Source organism: Micromonospora sp. NPDC050695 (genome assembly GCF_040654415.1).
GTDB lineage: Bacteria > Actinomycetota > Actinomycetes > Mycobacteriales > Micromonosporaceae > Micromonospora.
This window is the reverse complement of record NZ_JBFAHZ010000021.1, coordinates 1-18,079: the sequence shown is the minus strand read 5'-3', so window position 1 is coordinate 18,079 and position 18,079 is coordinate 1. Positions and strand designations below refer to the sequence as shown.

Below are 18,079 nucleotides of genomic sequence, written 5' to 3'. Positions count from 1 at the left end.
CGGGCCCGGCGCGCGCGACGCCGGGCCCGATCATGGGAGGAACGGAAGGGGTCAGTTGCCGCCGTCGCACCTGGTGGTGCAGGCGTTGGAGCCGGTGTTGCCGGAGCCGCACCCGTCGTCAGTGGCGGTGGCGTAGCCGCCCGCGGTGGGGCCGGCATCCACCAGGCTGACGTCCAGGGCGAACTCCGAGGTGTCGGTGTCGTTCACGTGCGTTCCCTTCTATGCAGGGGTGAAGGTGAGGACGAAGCGGCTGTGCCGCTTGTCCAACACCGTCCCGGCCGGCAGGTCGCCGTCGGGAGTACCAGCGGGCAGGACGTGCAACACCGGTGAAGGGCTGCCCGAATCCAGCCACGCGCGCATCTGTCCGACCATCCGACCGGCCGCCGCCGTGGCGTCAGGCCCATGTGCACAGGCGCCGAGGTCGAACATGTCGTCGTCGTTCCAGCGCAGCGTCGAGCGGTAGCAGAACGCGCCGTTGTTGAGGGCGGCCGGTGTGCCGAAGCGCCACGCCGGGGCGACGACGCCCGCATCGACGGCCTCCTGCTGAGCCGTGAGAACAACGAACTGCTGTACCGCATCGGTGATGCGGGTCGCCAACCACAGGTCGAGGTCAGCCAGGACGGTACGAGGGGGCAGGCTCACCCCGGCCCATGCCTGCGTCTGCGGCTGCGCCAACAGCTCAGCAACAGCGTGACTATCGACCTGCTGATCCTCGTCCAGCCGCAGATGAACCCCGTCAGCGACGTCGACGTACCGCACCTCATGCGCCCCAGCGCCCTGCATCGACACGAACCCGCACAACCGCTGGCTGTGACTGACCAGCCGGTCCCCCGTCCGACGCATCGCCCACGAACGGGTCATCCCGAACGTCCGCAGCGGCACGACCAGCGTCCCGTTCTCGGCGAGCTGCGCGGTCCAGGCCGGTGAGATGTCCCAGGCGCCGACCGTGACGATGATCAAGTCGTATGAACGGCCCGGGTTGACCGGTTGCTCGGCGTCCGCGCACACCACGGCCACGTCGTCGTAACCCGCCGCGGTGAGGCAGGCAGCGGCCCGGCCGGTCACCTCGGGATCAATGTCTATGGTCGTGACGGAGCCCGACGGGCCGACCAGCTCGCGCAGCAGCGCGGCGTTGTATCCGCCGGAACCGATCTCCAGGACGTGCCGACCGGCCAACCCGCCGTCGACGGCGTCGGCTGCCTGACCGAGCATCTCCGCGATGAGCCACGGCGCCGACACCGAACTGACCGCCTCGTCGCCGATCCGCTTGGTCACCACGGCTTGGTCGGCCCGGTACGCCTCCGCTAGCGCGGCATCCGGAGTGAACAAATGACGTGGCACGGACCGTAGTGCCGCCTCCACCTCGGGCCGCATGACCAGCCCTTTCTCCATGTGATCAGCGACGAGCTGATCGACCATCGCGGCATGGAGGTCCTCGCCGCTCGCCGTGTCGACACTCATTCCGGTGCTCTCCCTCTCCATCAGGACCTCCCGATCGGGTGGTCCGCCGTACCGCTCTTCTCGGGCTCAACAGAGCGTCAAGCCGCTGGACTCGCCAAGTCACACGGGTATCTCACGTCGATGTGGTGCCGGTCGAAGGTCGCCTCCTACTGGCGCTCATGGGTGCCCGGGTAAGCGCCCAGATGCCCATAGGCATGATCGTTCGTGCGGCGGGAAGGCCGGGGTGCCGCCGTTTATCAAGATCTCGGCGCGGAGCGGACTCCTCCTGCACTGCAGCCTCCCGTGCTAAGTCGGTGGCGTGTCTGACGAGCAGCCAACGGGACGTCTCCACAATCGCCCGTCGAGTCGGTGGAGTGAATGCCGAGCATGCGGACGAAGCGGCTGTCCGCATGTGCGCCACCGGTGAGCGTCTCTCGTACCTGTGCATCTCGGTGTTCGTGGTTGCGCCGCGCTGAACACCGAGCGACCCTAGGTGCGCGACAGTCACGCTGATCATCGCCATAGTGGTGCGAACAGTCACGAGGAGGCGGTGTTATGGGCCAGACCCCGCGGATGCTCCAGCCGTCCCTGTCCGAGCGCCACTTCTTCGGAGCCGAGCTGCGTCGGCTGCGGGAGCGGACCAACCTCTCCCAGGCGCGACTCGGCGCGATGATCCGCTTCAGCGCCGACCTGGTGCGTCGAATCGAGACAGCGGACCGTTTCCCATCCCGGGAATTCGTCGAGGCCTGCGACAGGGCGTTGCAGGCCGGAGGGGCCTTGACCCGCCTGCTGCCCCTTCTCGAGGAAAGCCGCAACAGCGAGAGCAAGCGGGCAACTTCCCCGAACGGCTCTGGCAACGCAGACCCCCTGCTGCCCACCCAATTGGAGGAGAAACCCGGGGTGACGGGCATGGTCGTCCGTGTGCCCTTCCAGCCCGGCGTTCTCGACCGCGCCGCCCTCGACTGGCTGAACGCTGCGGCGGAACCCCGGCCGCCCGTGGCCGGACGACCCAATTCACCCGACCATGTTGACGAAGAGGATCTTCATGCGGCGGAGACCGCTCTGACGATGTTCCGGCAGTTGGACCACACCCACGGCGCCGGACGAGTCCACGCGCAGGTGCAGCGGTACGTCGAAGGCGAACTGAACCGGCTGTTGGCGAACACTCCCACCTCCGAGACTGTCGGCCGGCACCTCTATACGCTGGCGGCCGGATTCTTCGAGCTCTGCGGGTACCAGGCGGTCGACACTGGCGCCCACGGCCTCGCCCAGCGCCGGTACCTTCGCGCTCTACGTCTGACGGAAGCTGCCGACGACCGCCTGTACGGCAGCTACCTGCTCGCCGTGAACATCGGCCATCTCGCGCTGCACTGCGGGCACCCCGAGCCGGCACGCAGAATGGCGCTCACGGCGGTGAGAGGGAGCGAGACCCGGGCGACGCCCGCTGTGGCAGCCGCACTGCACGCGGTGGTGGCGCGCACGCACGCCCGTCTCGGACGCGAAGGCGACTGCCTGACCCACCTTGACATCGTGGAGACGCAACTAGCCCGCAGCAAGCCCGAGGACGAGCCGGCGTGGATCCGGTACTTCGACGCGGCGTACCTCGCCGACGAGATCGCCCACTGCTTCCACGACCTGGGCCGACCGCAGCACACTCAACGGCACGCGGGCGACGCTCTCGCCGCGCTGAGCCCCACCCATGTCCGGCGACTCGCCATCGACACCGCGCTCATGGCCTCGTCGCTGGCCGCCGCCGGCCGCATCGACGAAGCCTGCGCCACCGCGCGCGAGGCAGTCGACTTCGCGGCACGAACCACCTCGCACCGCTGCCTGCAGCGCATCGTCGAGGTACAGGCTGACCTCGAGTCCTATCGGGGTGAGCCCGAGGTCCGCGAGTTCGGCGAGTACGTGCGTCACCGACTACCGCTGGCGGCTGTGCAACCCGGTTGATCGTTGGCCGCACCCGCCATCACCGAGCGATAGTGAGCCAGCTCCGCCTCCAGCGCCGCGCCTGCTCGACGGGACGACGCCACATAGTGGCCGACATCAGGAAGAAGCAACACCTCGGGCGCCATGCCGAGAGACGTCAACTCGTCGGCGAGGTCGCGGACATCCTCGACCACGGCCACCTCGTCGCCGGTGCCGTGAATGAGCAGCACCGGCCATTGAACCGTGGCGGCACGGACCGGGCCGGCGCCCCCGCGCAGCCGCATCGCGTGCGCCCGCTGGAACCGGGGCACCGTCAGCGCCCACCGCTCAGGATCGACGATTGCCGACACCGCGGTGGCGGCGGCGAACGGGCCTTCCTGTGACACCGCGTGCAACGCGCTGTAGCCGCCGGCGCTGGCACCGCGGATGAACACCTGCCCCGGCACCGCCCGCCCGGTGGACAGCAGGTGCACCGCCACCGCCGCGCAGTCATCGACGTCGTCCAGGCCCCACCGGCCGTACAGCGATTCCCGGAACACGCGGCCGTACCCGGTGCTACCCAGGTAGTCAACATCAACGACGGCGAACCCGCGACTAGTGAAGAACTGCGCCTGCCAATCCAGGCGAAGCAGGCAGGAGGCGGTAGGCCCGGGATGCGCCCGAACGATCACCGGCGCCCGCCAGTCCGCCGCCGAGCCCGTCGGCGGGTACACCAGGGCAAGCACCTTCCGACCGCTGGCCACTCGGACGCGCAGCTCCGTCGGCGTCGAAACGCACGCCCCGTCGAGCGCGGCGTGCTCCGACCTGGCAAGCACCTCCACCTGGTGGGCAGCGTCAGCCAGGTTTACGAGCGAGACCTGCGGGGCTGCGGTCGGTGACGATCCGATCAACGCCACGGTCGTCCCTTGCACGGCGAGGTACGGCTTGATCGACGTGTACGGGAGGTCGACCGGGCGGACAGTGCCATCGGGCTCGACGACGACGAGGCGGTGCCGCGGCCCCTCCTGCACCGCCACGACGATCCGACCGTCGTCGAGGAAGCCATACGACGTGTAACCCAATTCCCACGGCTCCGCGGCGCACTCACCCGCGATCGGCGCCACCGCCTCCGCCTGGAGGCCGTTCCACCGGTAGAGGTTCCACCAGCCATTGCGGTCCGACACGAAGTACAACGCCCCGCCGGGTCCCCACTGCGGCTCCAGCGCGGACTCATCCGGACCGCCGGCGAGCCTTACTGGGTCCTCGACCCCACCGTGCGGTGAGTAGGAGGCGGTCCACACCTCACACGCGTCCCAGGGCATGTCGTGCTCGCTCCAGGCGGTCCAGGCCAACGAGCCCGGACCCGGCCGAGGCGCGCCGAGGAACCCCCGGGACGAGACGAGAGTTCGCATCTGCGGAGCACCGGTGAGCGACACCGCGACGAGCTGGTCACCCTGCTCCGACTCCCGCACAGCCAGCAACTCGCCGTCGCCGATCGTCAGGTCACCGAAGCATCCATGGCTGACCAATTCGAGTTCATCGCCGTGACGACGGCTCCGGTAGAGGCCATCTCCGCCGACGCACCACAACGTCCCCTCGACGACAGCGAACGATCCGCCCCCATACGCGTGCACGCCGCTGGCGACATCGAAGCCCTTCGGACTGACATCATGCTTGCCCTCAACGGACCGCCACCGTGTCACCGTCGTACTCCCGCCGGCGTCGGGGCGAGTCTCCAGCCAGTACAGGCCGTCATCACCGGTACGCAGCTGGTCATAACTCACGGAGGCGCGGACGGCGTCGTCCACCGACACTTCAGCGATCCTGTCGCCCAGCCTCACAGGTCCTCCTCGAACAACTTCCACGCGGGTCGGACGACGGCGGGCTCGTCAACCGGTCGCCGGGACACCGGCGCGGCCACCGCCAGGGCTCGGATTTCCGGGCCGGTGTGTGTGCCCAGACGTCGCCGACTCTACGTCCGAGCTTCTTGTCCCTGCTCCCGGCTCACCCTGCAAACTGCGTCCGCTCGATCGCTCTCCCGGGGGGCAACGTCGATGCGAACAGAAGCTCTCGTCCAGCATCATTCCTGGTCATGCCTTGGGTCTAGGCAGGAGGCCGTAGTGGTCGGCGAAGGAGCGAACAAGGTCTTCGAGTACGGCTCTGCCCTTGGCCGCGGTGCCGTGGGACGGCAGACCAATGACGCCGCTGGTGGTGTAGCCACTCATGCCCCGCGTGAGGAGGTGACGTCGATCGTCCGCTAGGTGGTCTGCATGCTGGAAGCCATCACGCACCACTTCCGGCGCAACGTGCAGAAGCAGCGAAACCTCGAGCTCGCCAGCGTGCATGTCCTGGTGGGCTGTGCTGTGCAGGCCGGCGGCAACTCGAGCGTCGTCCCAGTCGGCCCGAGCGGGGAACAGGGTCATCCTCGGTCCGGCGACGTTGGCTTCCTGAACGATGTTGGCAAGCGCGTAGTTCCCGCCGTGTCCGTTGATCACAGCGAGCCGGTCGATGCCCGATTCACGCAGGGAGTCAGCGATGTCAACGACCACGGCGGCGAGGGTGGTGGCGCTGATACTGACCGTTCCACGCCACGCGGCGTGCTCGTGGGAGCAGGAGATCGTCACGGGCGGCAGCAGAAAGAGGCCGTAGCGCTCGGCGACTGCCTTCGCAATCGCGCATGCCACGATGGTGTCCGTCAGCAGCGGGAGGTGGGCGCCGTGCTGTTCGAAACTCCCGACTGGAAGGACCGCGACGGACGCTGCTCGTTCGGACTCGTCGGTGCTCGTCGCCGTGGTGATGAGATCCACGGGCTAATGGTTGCACGCTTCGAGGGTCGCCTGCCGATAGGCGAGCACGAAGGCCGCCGCCTCGGGAATGGCTGTCTGCTGGCGCAGGGCCACCGCCGTCGGGTTCAACCAGCGCAGAGCCCGCGCGGAGGAGGTGCCAGTAGCCAAGGCCAGGGCGTTGGCGGCCTCGGTAGCCGCACGCTCGACATCACCACTGTTGAGGTAGGCGGTGGACAGGGCCGATCGCCACAGGGCCTCGTCGACGCGCCACTGAGCTGGCCAATGGCGCAGGAGTTGCTCGTAGAGATCGGCAGCAGCCGCCGGTTGGCCGAGGAGCAGACGGCATTGCGCTTCGTGGGCAGCCACGTACACCGGGTCGCAGTGGACGCCGACATCGATCGGCAGTTCCGAGCCCCAGTCGGCGCTGCCGGCGACCCTGTGCGCCTTGTCGATGCTGGCTGCACAGGCGTTCTGGTCACCTCCCATCGCGTAAGCCTGGGCTTGGCGGATCAGCAGTAGAGCGCGGATACGGCCGGGTAGCCGGACCTCCTCCAGCGCCCGCTGCGCCAAGGCGATGGCATTACGCGGGTCGAAGCGCTCGAGGGCGCGTTGGCTCTGCCTCATCAGGACGTAGCTTGTCAGCGTCGGCGCGTTAGCTTCGACGGCGTGCTGCTGGGCGCGTCGCAACCAGGCGTCAGCCTCGGCGGCGTCGCTCTGCTCGTCGATCCAGCTGAGGAACTCCGCCCACAGTGCCTGCGCGATCAGTACGTCTCGGCGGTCGGCTGAACGGCTTCGCCGCCCGATGGCGGCCGCGACGCTGATCTGCGCGTGGGCGGTGGACGCCATCCCGGCGTATCCGGTGCGGTTTCCGGCAATGGCCAGACCGGCGAGTTGCTCGTGCCACGAACGGAGCAGGTCGGGCTTGTCGGGATGATCGATGGAGGCCCGGAGTTGGCCCTCCGCACCGTCGACCAAGCGGTAGCCGACGCTGGTGAGGCGACGCTCACTCTCGAGGTCTGACAGGAAACGGACCAGCTCACCATCCGTCTGCAGTGCGCGCTCACACGACTCGACGAAGCGGGCGGACGGCCAACGTTCGGCCTTCTCCACCTTGCCGATGAGATCCCCACTAACGTGCACCAGCCCACCTAAAGCGCGCTGGGACAGCCCGCGGCACTCGCGCCACTGCCGAAGCGCGGCCCCGAATCCATGCAGCGCCGATCGGTGCGGGGTCAGCCGTCGTGGAGTTTGCGCCACCGGTACTCCTGAGTGCTGTCTGTCCGTCGCTGCCGCATCCGGAAGGTCTGACCGTACGTGGTCGAACGCTACGCGGACAGTTGCATGCGGACAACACCGTGTGTCCGCATCAACGCTATCGACTCATCTGTCTCGGTGAGCAAATCTCGTTGCTGAGATACCCGTCGGCTTGCTGGTCGAAATCATTAGCAGCGGTTCAGGTTCGACGAAGCAGTTGCCTTCGCTGACGAGTCAGCTGCGAGTTGCGCGATTGGCCAGGACGCGAACATTTTGAGGAGTGTGATGAGTTTTCAGAATGACCTCTCCCGATATGGATATCGCCAGGAACTGAGCCGCCAACTCCGGTTTCGGGACTTGGTCGCGTATGGATTGGTGTACATGGTGCCGATCGCGCCGATGGCGATCTTCGGCAGCGTGTACGCCGGCTCCGGCGGGATGGTGGCCCTGGCGTACGCGGTCGGTGTGGTGGCGTTGGTGTTCACCGCGTTCTCCTACGCGCAGATGGTGAAGGCGTTCCCGATGTCGGGCAGCGTCTACAACTACGCCGGCCGGGGTATCAGCGCGCCGGTCGGTTTCGTGGCCGGCTGGGTGATCCTGCTCGACTACGTTCTCGTGCCGGGTCTGCTGTACCTGGTGGCGTCGGTGGCGATGCACGCCACCGTCCCGGCGGTGCCGGTCTGGTTGTGGCTGCTTGGGTTCGTCGCGGTCAACACGGTCGTCAACTCTGTCGGGATGCGGATGACCGCGATGGTGACCCGGGTGATGCTGGTCGGTGAGTTGGTCGTCCTGGCGGTCTTCCTCGCTGTCGCCGGTTGGGCTCTTGCCTCGGGTAGGGGCAGGTTCAGTTGGGACGCGTTCTACAACTCGGACACGTTCACCTGGTCCCTGATCGCGGGCGCGGTGTCGATCGCGGTGCTGTCCTTCCTGGGCTTCGACGGCATCTCCATGCTGGCCGAGGAGACCAAGGGCGGTTCCCGGCAGATCGGCCGGGCCATGGCCGCCGTCCTCATCCTGGCCGGGGTGCTGTTCATCGCCCAGACCTGGCTGGCCGCGATGCTCGTCCCCGAGCCGGCCTCGCTGCTCAGCGACGGGGATCCGAACGGCACCGCCTTCTACGACGCCGCGCAGGTGGCTGGCGGAGGGTGGCTGGCGACCCTGTGCGCGGTAGCAACCGCGATCGCGTGGGGCCTGCCGAACTCGATGGTCGCCCAGGTCGCCACCTCACGCCTGCTGTATGCGATGGCCCGGGACCGGCAACTGCCCGCCTTCTTGGCGAAGGTTTCGATCCGCCGGAACGTGCCGATCAACGCGACCCTGCTCACCGGCGCCGTGTCCCTGGTGCTCGGCCTGTACATGGCCACCCGCGCGGACGGGATCACGCTGCTGTCGTCGCTGATCAACTTCGGGGCGATGGTCGCCTTTCTGGTCCTGCACGTATCCGTGGTCGTGCACCACCTCATCCGCCAGCGCAGCGGGAACTGGTGGGCGCACCTGGTCATGCCCGGGATCGGGTTCGCGATCCTCGCCTACGTGGTGGTCAACGCCAACATCGCCGCGCAGCGCCTCGGTCTGGCCTGGCTCGCCCTCGGCATGGTCGTACTCGCCGGCCTGTACCTGACCGGTCGCCGGCCCGCCCTGTCGGGTCTGGCGCCCGTGCAGCCGCAGGCCCGCCACGTCGAGCGGGTGTGACGACGATGGACACGATCAGCTACCGGCCCGCCCGCGACGAGCTGGCCTACACCTTCGGCGGCCGGATGCCGGTGGCCCACGTCCGCTCCGGCGACGTGCTACGGGTGCACGCCGAGGACTGCTTCGGCGGATTGGTGCGCGGCCCGGCGGACCTGCCGTCGCAGGTGTGCCGCATGCCCTACCTGAACCCGGTGTCCGGGCCGTTCTTCGTCGAGGACGCAGAGCCAGGCGACACCCTCGCCGTCCACCTCGCCTCGATCGTCCCGGCCCGCGACTGGGGAGTCTCCTCGACGTTCCCCCATTTCGGGGCACTGACCTCCACCTCACATACGGCGACCCTGCAGCCGCCTCTCGAGGAGCGGGTGTGGGTATACGACATCGACCGGAACGCGGGCACGGTCCGCTTCCACGCCACCGAAACCGATCACACGGTCGACCTGCCGCTGGATCCGATGATCGGCACGATCGGCGTGGCGCCGGGCGGTTTCGAGGCGCGTTCGACCATCGTGCCCGACAGCCATGGCGGGAACCTCGACACGCCGGAGTTGCGCGCCGGTACCACCCTGTACCTGGGGGTGAATGTGCACGGGGCGATGCTCGCCCTCGGCGACGGCCACGCCCGCCAGGGCGAGGGTGAGGCCTGCGGCGTCGGGGTGGAGATCGCCACGACCACCACCCTGATCATCGAGGTCATCAAGGGCGTCCCGACGGTGTGGCCCCGCCTGGAGACCGACACGTCGATCATGTCAGTTGGCTGCGCCCGTCCCCTTGAGGACGCGTACCGGGTCGCGCACCGCGACATGGTCGGCTGGGTGGGTGACCTCACCGGCCTGGAGCAGCTCGACGCCTACCAGCTGGTGTCGCAGGCGGGAAGGGCGCCGATCGGCAACGTCTGCGACCCGAACTACACGGTCCTCGCCGCCGTCGACAAGCTACTGCTTCCGCAGCCGCAGGCCGCCTACGGCGGGATGCACGCCCGCCTCCGACAGCACGCCGGCGGGCCGCGGTAGAGGGCGGGATCCACATGGCCTCCTCCATCCCCCAGTTGCCGTTGCGCGACGAGTTGTTCCTGCTCGGTCACGACGACGACACTGGCCAGCCGCACATTCACCGCCAGGCTCTCGCCCTCGGCCTGGCCGGTGCGGTTCTCATCGACCTGTTCCTCGCCGGGCGGATCGCCCTCGACATCACCGACGACGCCGGGCCGGGCGAGGAGCAGCGTGTCTGGCTGCACTTGGAACGCCCGGTCGGGGACCTGATCGCCGACACGGCCCTGGCCTCCATCCGCTACGCCCATCCGACCCCGTCGCTGCGGGGGTGGCTGCGCGGGTTCGCCGACGACCTGTACGACCGCACCCGCGCCGGCCTACACGCTGGCGGGATCCTGCGCCACGACGTGCGCCGCCGCCTCGGCGGGCTGGCCCGCACCGACCGCTACCTGCCCGCCGACCTGAAGTGGCCGGTCGTCGCCCGCGCCCGGCTGCACTACATCGCCGCCGGCCGTGACCAGCCCGACAACCACACCGCCGCCCTCGGCGGCCTCGTCGCGACCCTCGGCCTGACCAACCACCTGTACCTCGCCGACGACATCGCCGCCCTCACCGTGCAGCTACGCACCATCGCCGCGCAGCACCACCGGCAGGTACGCGACATCACCGCCGCGGTCGACGCCGCCGTCGGTGACCTCGCCACCGCCGCCTACCGGTGAGCCCGCTCCAATCCACCCGATCCGCTGCCTTTGGAGGCATCTCATGGACGTCAATCCGCGTATCCGTACCGCCCGGTGGGCGGACAAGGAACCGGTCGCCGCGCTCGTCGCCCACGCCCTGCATCCCGGCCCGCTCGCCCAGTGGCTGGTGCCCGATCCGACCTGCCGGCGGCGGATCCTCACCGACGTGGCGGTCATCTGGGTGGAACACGCCATGTTCTTCGGCGACATCCAGATCACCGACGACCTGAGCGCCGCCGCGATGGGCTTTCACCGCTACCGCAGCATCCCGCCACCGTCGAACTACCGCAGCCGACTGGCCGACGCCGCCGGCCCGCACGCGCGCCAGTTCGAACTCCTCGACCACCTACTCACCCAGGTCCGACCCACCGAACCTCACTACCACCTGGCAGTCCTCGCCGTCCTACCCGCCGCCCAGCGGCACGGCATCGGCGCGGCGATGCTCACCCACCACGAAAGCCGCCTCGACCGCATCGACATGCCCTCGTGCACCGAAACCACGCCCGACAGCCAGGACCTGTACCACCGGCACGGCTACCTCCCGAGACCCGCGCTCACCCTGCCCGACGGGCCGGTCATCGCCCCGATGCGCCGCAACCCTCACCCGGCTCGCGGATCCTGGCCCCTGAACACCGCTAAGCCGGCAACCGTCACCGCGCCGGCACACGCCCAGCCCGACGCGCAGCGCTAGGCCGCGTGCAGGTGCCCAGGTCACAGCTCCCACCGATCGTCCCGCCTCGCTGCCCGCCAGCTGCGCTGGGCCCACATCGGGGCGTACAAGCCGGTCGCCCACCTTAGAGGGACGGCAGCGGCGACCGATGTGGCCGACGGTGCAGCCCCCCGCTGTTGCCGCCGGCCACACCCTCCGCCCAGATCGGCAGCCCTCGGTCGATGACCGCCTGCGCAAACCCAGCGGCACCACCTCACCTCCCCACCCGGACACGAACAATAGGAAGGAACGCCGATGCCGACGCGGACCCCGGCCCTCGCCGCGTGGACACCCGCCTTTGTCGCCGAAGTCGTCGCCGCGAGCATCGAGCACGCCGCCGTCCACGCCCTGCACCAAGCGGTCCGGGACGTGGCCCGCAACCATGGCTTGTCGCCGGCGACGGTCGAGGAATGGGTTGCGCGGGCCCGCGCCGTGCAGGCCGCGCCCGTGCCACCCGACCTCCTGGCCTGCCACACCTGCGCACGTTCCATGATCCTCATCCAGTTGCCCGGCTGCGGCAGGGTCTACCTGTGCTCGCCGTCCTGCGGGCGTGCACCGGTTCCGGCCGACGAGATCCGCGACGCCGTCGCCGCCGTGGTCCTGCACCGCACCCCACACCTGGTCCCACCCGGCAAGACGAGCCAGGCCGCCTCCTACGCGCTCGGCCCGATCCGACGCGTCGCCGTCGGCGCGACCGGCACAGACCTGCACATCACCTGGAGGGCCGTCTCCCGGCAGATCACCGGCCCGATGATGGCCATGGCCCAGCGTCTGCACCTGGCCCAGCGCCACGCCGCCGACAACACGCCCGAGCGTGCCATCGACGTCGTGCACAGCGGGCTTCTGCACGTCGACCCCACCAGCGGCAGGCTCGCCGTGGACACCGCGACCGCCCGCGCCGCCGCGCTACTGGCCGCCCTCACCATCACCAGCGGCGACCCAGCCGCCGCGCTCCCCTGGGCGAAGTGGGGCCACCGTAGCCTGCGTCACCTTCTCCGCGACCCCACCAACCCGGAAGTCCGCGCCGCCCTACGCGTCCTAGCCGCCACCCACCGTGCCGCCGGGAACCTCACCGCCGCCGCCGACTGCTATAGCGACCTCATCCGCCACCACACCCAAGCCGACGGACCCTACGCACTACCGACCCTCGCCGCCCAAGCCACCCTCGCCGTCGTCCTGCACGAACACGGCCGCCAGGAACCGGCGCGGCAACTCCTCGCCCGGACCATCGCCGACCACCGCCGCGCCCATCCCCACCACGCCGCCGTCGCGCGCATGGCAGCCGCCCGGTACCGCATGCACACCACAGCTACCGGCCCGCCGCGTCATCCCACACGCATCGCAACGTCCGCCACGCCCGGCAACAGCTAGACGCCCGCACCTGACCACCCATCACCGGCACAGCTTGCCTAGGCGCACTCGCGCCGAGCAACAACACCACCACCCGCACGCGGGATGACCGCTGTTCGGTCCGCAGCCAGCCCAGAACGGCCCATGCCAGCGAGAACGCTTCGGTCCAGATCCTCGAACGGCTCGGTGGTGGTGTCCGGCTTCAGCAGACACGGCCAGCTCAGGCCCTGTCGAAGGGCATAGATCGCTGGCACCCTTCAGCCGCTGCCCGATTTCAGGGACTGGCTGGAAGGGCATCGTGGTTTCGGCGCGGCGCCGTGTACAGCGCGGTGACGTAATTGTCGATCGCCGTCGCGCCGGGTTGGCGGGCGACCACCTCGGCGACGCCGTCGAGGAACGCCTCGCGCTGGTCAGTGCTCAACTCGCGTACGTTCGGGAAGGTCCCCCACAGCCCTCGCGCGGCGTGCGGGGTCAGCTGGTGTTCCCAGCGGATCATCTCGACCTGAACGGGACCGAACCAGTCACCTACCCGCAGTTCCGCCATGCGCTCGGCGACCCGCAGCGGCGCTGGCACACCGGCGGGGCCGCGCCCCTGCCCCGGTAGCCATCGTCGGTACACCGCGTCCAGCTCCGCGCGCCAGGGCGGGCTACGGTCGGGATCACCGAAGACCGTCCACCACACCGCCAACCCTCCGCCCGGCCGGACGAAGCGGGCCAGCCGTCGTACCGCCGCGCCCGCGTCCAGCCAGTGGAACGCGGTGGCGCAGACCGCCAGGTCGAAGGTGTCGTCGGGCAGCGCCACGGTGGCGAAGTCGCCCTCTACGACGGTCACGTCGTGGCCGGTCAGGTTCGTTCGCAGCCGGGCCGCCAGCCGGCCACCGAGTTCCACTGCCAGCACCGACGCGCCGGCGTCCACGAGGGGGCGAGTCACCTGCCCGGTGCCGGGTCCGATCTCCAGGACGCGCGCACCCGGTCGCAGCCCGCACTCGGCAAGCACCTCGTACACCCGCCGCGGGTATCCCGGCCGGGCCGCCTGGTAGTTGTCCGGGTCCTCGTCGAAGCTGCCCCGCCGGCTCAGCCGCTGGTCGTCACCGCGCACGTCCCGAGCGTATTCGCTCAGGTGACCGGGGCCGGGCCTGGCCGCACGCGGTCGTCCGCTGCCGCTTCGATGGAGGTGGGTTTCACCCCGCCTTGCGGCGCTTCCGGTTGATCTTCTTGGCGACAGCGTCGGCGGCGTTCTGGTGCATCCGCTTGGTAACGCTCTGGTAGGTGTCGCGGGTCAGGGTTGTGGTGGAGTGGCCGAGTTGCTCGGAGACGACCTTGATGTCGATGCCGGCGTCGAGGGCGATGGTGGCGGCGCTGTGGCGCAGGTCGTGCAGCCGGATCGGGGGCAGCCCGGCCGTGCGGACGAGCTTGCGGAACCGCTGGGTGACGGCGTTGGGGTGCCACGGTTGCCCGTCGGGGCGGACGAAGAACAGGCCGGTGTCGGGCCATGCGTCGCCGGCGGCGAGTTGCCAGGCGGCGCGGCGGGCCTTGTAGGCGGTGAGGACCTTGGTCGTGTCGGTGTCGAGGGCGACGTCGCGGTTCCCGGCCCTGCTCTTCGGCGGTTTCTGCACAGCGGTGTACCCGTGGGTGGCGATCTGGTTGTTGATCGTGGTCTCGCGGCGGTGCAACCGCACCTCGCTGTCGCGCAGGCCGCACGCCTCACCCCGGCGGGGCCCGCGGTAGGCCATGTAGTGCCACATCGGGTACAGGTCGGGGGCGTGTACGGCGGCGTAGTCGAGGAACCGCACGACCTGGGAGTCGGTCCAGACCATCACCGGTCCGGGGACCTCGCCGGTGGCCTTCCACCGTTGCACGCGTTCGTCCTCCCACACGATCGGCAGGGGCCGGTCGGCGGGGACCTTGACCAGGGCGGCGGGGTTGGCGCCGACGATGAGTTCGTCGGCGAGGGCGTCGTTGATCGCCTTGCGCAGACAGGCGCGGATGCGCTGGCGTGTGCTGGCACCAGTGGGTCGCACGCCGGTGACGGACGCGCGGATGACTGGGTCGCTGCTCGCCTTCGCGGCGGTGATCTCGTCGTTGCGGCGCTCGATGGCGGCGAACATGGCGCGGATGTGGGTGGTGCGCAGCTTGTCCAGCGGGATGTCGCCCAGGTGTGGGATCAGGTGGACCCGCGCGATCGATTCGTAGCCGCGCTGTGTGTTCGCGTCGATTGTGAGGTGGGTCAGCCAGCCGGTGAGGTACTCGGCGACGGTGGGCATGTCGGCCAGCGCACCGTCGCCGCGCAGCCGCTGGCGGACGCGGTCGACCTCGGGCAGGGGACGTTTGGCGCGTACGGCGGTTTGCAGGAGGTCGGCGATCTCGGTGCGGCGGCGCCGGTCACGGTCGGCGAGGGCGAGCAGGTCGCGGGCGTGGTCGAGTTCGTCGGCGGCGGCCCGCCGGGTAGGAAAGCTGGAGCGGCGTAGCTGCCGGCGCCCACCGTCGGTGGTGGGTGGTAGTTCGAGTTGGTAGGCCCAGTGGCCGTGGTCGGAGCTCCAGGCGCGGTTCGGGCGGCGTAGTTTCGGGCAGTCGTTTCCCAGTGGCTTGCCGGTGTCGGGGTGGCGGCAGCCGCAGCGCTTGAAGATGCTTCCGTCTGGCATCGGTGGTGGTGCTCCCGTTCGTCTGGGTGGTGGGGCATCGGTTTGGTCGATCGACATCCACGCGTGACCGGCGGGCACGATCAAGTCGCCGCGGTTCCAGGTCCGGTGTGTGGTCCATGCGCTGGGGCCGTTGAGGGGCGAAAGTCAGATGCGCCCTGCTGGGGAGTCTGGGATCCTGTCCGGTTCGCGTGAGATCGGGCATGGAGGACGGCCAATGGTGGCGACAGATGACGTGGCGACGGGTCGGGCGCGACGCCCGAAGTTGCATGCGGCAGTTGGCCAGTTGATGGCGGCGGTGCTCGGCGAGTTGGCCGTTGGCGACGGCGTGCCGGTGTTCGCGACCGTTCCCGACTTCGGCGAGTGGCACCGCCACGGGCAGGAGTCGTTCGTAGCGATCCGCCGCGGTGCCTGGCAGATGCCGGGCCGGGTCACCGACTACCGGTTCTTGGACACCTTCGCCGAGATGGGGGCGGTGCGGGCCATCGTGGTCGCCGATGAGGTGCTGCGCGAGCGGGTGGATTGCATGGTCGGGGTGGAGTTCGCGCTCACGCTCCGGCAATTGGGGTGGACGCTGGTTAAGCACGTCCTGGAACCCGTGGTTGCCGCCGTCGGGCGCTACCGGTTCGACCAGGATGCCTTCGACGCCGCGTACAGCAGGTTGGAGGACGGTCTGCTGGCCACGCGGGCGCGGTTGGTCGAGGTGGTCCCGCTCAACGCCTTCACCCCCACCGCGGGTATCGAGGCGGTCACGTTGCCGGACGGCCTGGTGCTGCAGGCGATGAGCGACCGGCAGGTGAGCGCCGCGATCGGCTACCTCGCGGTGCCGGTCGCCTTCGCGGGCGGCCCGAACTCGGTGACCGTGTCGCGGTTCCACCAGTGGGCCCTGACCCGCTGCACCTCGTACCCGGTGTGCTCGGCCATGGACGTACCCGCCCAACCGACGGCGCCGGATTCTGGCGCGCTGGTCGAGCCAGCCAGCCGCCTGGTGACGGCGCTCCGGCTGGTGTGCGGTGGGTCCGTCACCGCGACTCGGGCGATCCGCTGCCCACCGGACGACGACTTTCCCCAGGGACTGGGGCCGACGGCGTCACTGTCGGCGCTGCCCACCTTCGACGAGGAGCGACCGACAATCCTTGGGCGAGAGCAGGTTGAGGCGGTGCGCGAGGTTTACGACCTCCTCGCGCATCCCGCGGTCCGGGAGAACCGGGGTCTGCAGACCGCGCTGCGCCGGCTGGTCCTGGCCGGGGCCGACCGGGTGCCAACCGACCGGCTCATCGACCTGATCGTCTGCGCCGAAGTGCTGTTCATCAAACTGCCAGGCCTGCCAGCGGATCGTTGGAAGCAGGACAAGGTCGTTGCCGGAGCGACCATGCCGTTGGCGGACGACCCTGTCCTGCAGGCGCCGCCCGAGCGGCTCGAGGCCCTCCTGCGTCTGGGATACCGGCTCCGCAACGATGAGATGCACGGCGACGACCCGAGCAGGCGGGAACTGCGCACCCTCACCGGCAAGCCGACAGATGACCTGTCAACGGTCGTGGATGACATCGAGCGGGTGTTGCGTCGCGCCCTGGTCCGGCTCCTCTCCGGTGTCGTCGAGCAGTAGTCGGCGGCTGCACCGACACGACATACGGAGCAGCGCATTGGGCGTCCTACCCGCGGCGGGGTCACGGCGGAGGGCTGCAACCCGTGGTGTCCCTGGCCCCGTCCGAATACCCGCCGTCCTCGTCGGCACCCGCCCCGCCGGTGTCACCAGATGTCGGTAGCGGTGGGAAATCGAGGTGCAGTTTCCGCAGGATCGGGGCGGTCGGCACGCGGTAGTACGCGCCGGCTCGGAACAGTGGCACCGGGAAGGCGTCGCGGGCGGCCAGCTTGTAGGCCGCCGAGCGGGAGATGCCGAGGATGGCGGCGGCGGTGGCGAGGTCCGTGGTCGCCCCGAGCGCGAGGATGCGCTCGGTGGTCCAGGTACAAGTTGCGTCGTCGCTATGGGGGTTGGCGGCGGGGGCGAGGTTGCGGGTTCGTCGTGCTGATCGCATGGGCTTGACTCCTATTTCTCGGACCACCAGCCGCAGCGGTAGGTGGGTTCCTGGGTTTCAGACGAGGGCTGCCTCTCCGTTAGGCGGCACCGCCATCGCGTCGGACTGGCGGTGCCGCCTGCGGAGCGAGGCCGTGGAGGCGGAGCACGCCGATGCCGGTTAGCGGGAACTCACTGGCACCCTGGCCTCAACCGGGCGCGCCACCACTGGCCACGTCGGTAGGCCAAGGGACCTTCTCCCGCTACCACATGTGTGGGCACAGCAGCAGCCGCAGGGCGGCGGCGGCCTGTTGGGGCACGACGCCGTTGCCGAGGACCCGCAGCGCGAGCGTGCGCGGCAGCCCCAGGTCGGCGTCGGTGACATGGCCTGGGTCGAGGCCCATGAGCCACTCCACGAACGGCGGCGCGAGGACGGGTTTGCCGTGCCGGCCGATCTGCGTGGCCCTCCCTGTCACGCTGATGTGAGACAGCTCGTCTACCAGGGGATACTCTTCCTGGACGGTTCTGAGGAGAGATCATCAGCATGACGTCGAAGTC

At 69.5% G+C, this 18,079-nt stretch carries 16 protein-coding genes; 7 read left to right on the top strand and 9 right to left on the bottom strand.

Going from position 1 to position 18,079, the window contains the following annotated elements:
* Positions 1 to 51 precede the first annotated feature (51 nt).
* Both fxlA and fxlM read right to left on the bottom strand, forming a co-directional pair.
* A complete protein-coding gene (gene fxlA, locus AB0H52_RS17850; protein WP_151491040.1) occupies positions 52 to 207 on the bottom strand; it encodes an FxLD family lanthipeptide in 156 nt (51 codons plus the stop codon).
* A 12-nt stretch (positions 208 to 219) separates the two neighbouring features.
* On the bottom strand, positions 220 to 1,461 hold the full coding sequence (gene fxlM, locus AB0H52_RS17845; protein WP_357948699.1) for a methyltransferase, FxLD system: 1,242 nt from the start codon (positions 1,459 to 1,461) through the stop codon (positions 220 to 222).
* 534 nt (positions 1,462 to 1,995) lie between these two features.
* On the opposite strand from fxlM, the gene AB0H52_RS17840 reads away from it, so the two are divergent.
* On the top strand, positions 1,996 to 3,390 hold the full coding sequence (locus AB0H52_RS17840) for a helix-turn-helix transcriptional regulator (RefSeq protein ID WP_357948614.1): 1,395 nt from the start codon (positions 1,996 to 1,998) through the stop codon (positions 3,388 to 3,390).
* Here the strand turns inward: AB0H52_RS17840 and AB0H52_RS17835 are convergent.
* The 3 genes from AB0H52_RS17835 to AB0H52_RS17825 form a co-directional block, all read right to left on the bottom strand.
* Positions 3,354 to 4,541, bottom strand: coding sequence for a prolyl oligopeptidase family serine peptidase (locus AB0H52_RS17835; protein WP_357948696.1), 1,188 nt, complete (start codon positions 4,539 to 4,541; stop codon positions 3,354 to 3,356). The genes AB0H52_RS17840 and AB0H52_RS17835 overlap by 37 nt on opposite strands.
* Before the next feature lie 897 nt (positions 4,542 to 5,438).
* The gene (locus tag AB0H52_RS17830; protein WP_357948611.1) at positions 5,439 to 6,155 is read right to left on the bottom strand and encodes a creatininase family protein; all 717 of its coding nucleotides are present in this window, start codon (positions 6,153 to 6,155) and stop codon (positions 5,439 to 5,441) included.
* 3 nt (positions 6,156 to 6,158) lie between these two features.
* Positions 6,159 to 7,391 carry a helix-turn-helix transcriptional regulator gene (locus AB0H52_RS17825; RefSeq protein ID WP_357948608.1) on the bottom strand — a complete coding sequence of 411 codons (1,233 nt, stop codon included), beginning with the start codon at positions 7,389 to 7,391 and terminating at the stop codon, positions 6,159 to 6,161.
* A 282-nt stretch (positions 7,392 to 7,673) separates the two neighbouring features.
* Here AB0H52_RS17825 and AB0H52_RS17820 point away from each other — a divergent pair, with 282 nt between their 5' ends.
* From AB0H52_RS17820 to AB0H52_RS17800, 5 genes are all read left to right on the top strand, one after another.
* A complete protein-coding gene (locus AB0H52_RS17820; RefSeq protein ID WP_357948605.1) occupies positions 7,674 to 9,080 on the top strand; it encodes an APC family permease in 1,407 nt (468 codons plus the stop codon).
* Entirely contained in the window at positions 9,077 to 10,090 is a 1,014-nt protein-coding gene (locus tag AB0H52_RS17815; RefSeq protein ID WP_357948602.1) for an acetamidase/formamidase family protein, read from the top strand. The genes AB0H52_RS17820 and AB0H52_RS17815 overlap by 4 nt, the downstream gene beginning before the upstream one ends.
* A 14-nt stretch (positions 10,091 to 10,104) precedes the next feature.
* On the top strand, positions 10,105 to 10,788 hold the full coding sequence (locus tag AB0H52_RS17810) for a GPP34 family phosphoprotein (protein WP_357948600.1): 684 nt from the start codon (positions 10,105 to 10,107) through the stop codon (positions 10,786 to 10,788).
* 43 nt (positions 10,789 to 10,831) lie between these two features.
* A complete protein-coding gene (locus AB0H52_RS17805; RefSeq protein WP_357948597.1) occupies positions 10,832 to 11,500 on the top strand; it encodes a GNAT family N-acetyltransferase in 669 nt (222 codons plus the stop codon).
* Positions 11,501 to 11,773: 273 nt separating this feature from the next.
* Positions 11,774 to 12,889 (top strand): tetratricopeptide repeat protein, encoded by a 1,116-nt coding sequence (locus tag AB0H52_RS17800; protein ID WP_357948594.1) that lies wholly within the window; start codon positions 11,774 to 11,776, stop codon positions 12,887 to 12,889.
* A 253-nt stretch (positions 12,890 to 13,142) separates the two neighbouring features.
* Here the strand turns inward: AB0H52_RS17800 and AB0H52_RS17795 are convergent, their stop codons facing one another.
* Together AB0H52_RS17795 and AB0H52_RS17790 are read right to left on the bottom strand one after the other, a co-directional pair.
* Positions 13,143 to 13,967: a methyltransferase domain-containing protein gene (locus tag AB0H52_RS17795; protein ID WP_357948591.1), complete on the bottom strand. Its 825-nt coding sequence runs from the start codon at positions 13,965 to 13,967 to the stop codon at positions 13,143 to 13,145.
* 82 nt (positions 13,968 to 14,049) lie between these two features.
* The gene (locus tag AB0H52_RS17790) at positions 14,050 to 15,510 is read right to left on the bottom strand and encodes a tyrosine-type recombinase/integrase (RefSeq protein ID WP_357948588.1); all 1,461 of its coding nucleotides are present in this window, start codon (positions 15,508 to 15,510) and stop codon (positions 14,050 to 14,052) included.
* Positions 15,511 to 15,724: 214 nt separating this feature from the next.
* On the opposite strand from AB0H52_RS17790, the gene AB0H52_RS17785 reads away from it, so the two are divergent.
* A complete protein-coding gene (locus tag AB0H52_RS17785) occupies positions 15,725 to 17,113 on the top strand; it encodes a hypothetical protein (RefSeq protein ID WP_357948585.1) in 1,389 nt (462 codons plus the stop codon).
* A 61-nt stretch (positions 17,114 to 17,174) separates the two neighbouring features.
* On the opposite strand, the gene AB0H52_RS17780 is transcribed toward AB0H52_RS17785, so the two are convergent.
* Positions 17,175 to 17,543 carry a DNA-binding protein gene (locus AB0H52_RS17780; protein WP_357948582.1) on the bottom strand — a complete coding sequence of 123 codons (369 nt, stop codon included), beginning with the start codon at positions 17,541 to 17,543 and terminating at the stop codon, positions 17,175 to 17,177.
* 241 nt (positions 17,544 to 17,784) lie between these two features.
* A complete protein-coding gene (locus AB0H52_RS17775; RefSeq protein ID WP_357948579.1) occupies positions 17,785 to 17,925 on the bottom strand; it encodes a hypothetical protein in 141 nt (46 codons plus the stop codon).
* Positions 17,926 to 18,079 lie beyond the last annotated feature (154 nt).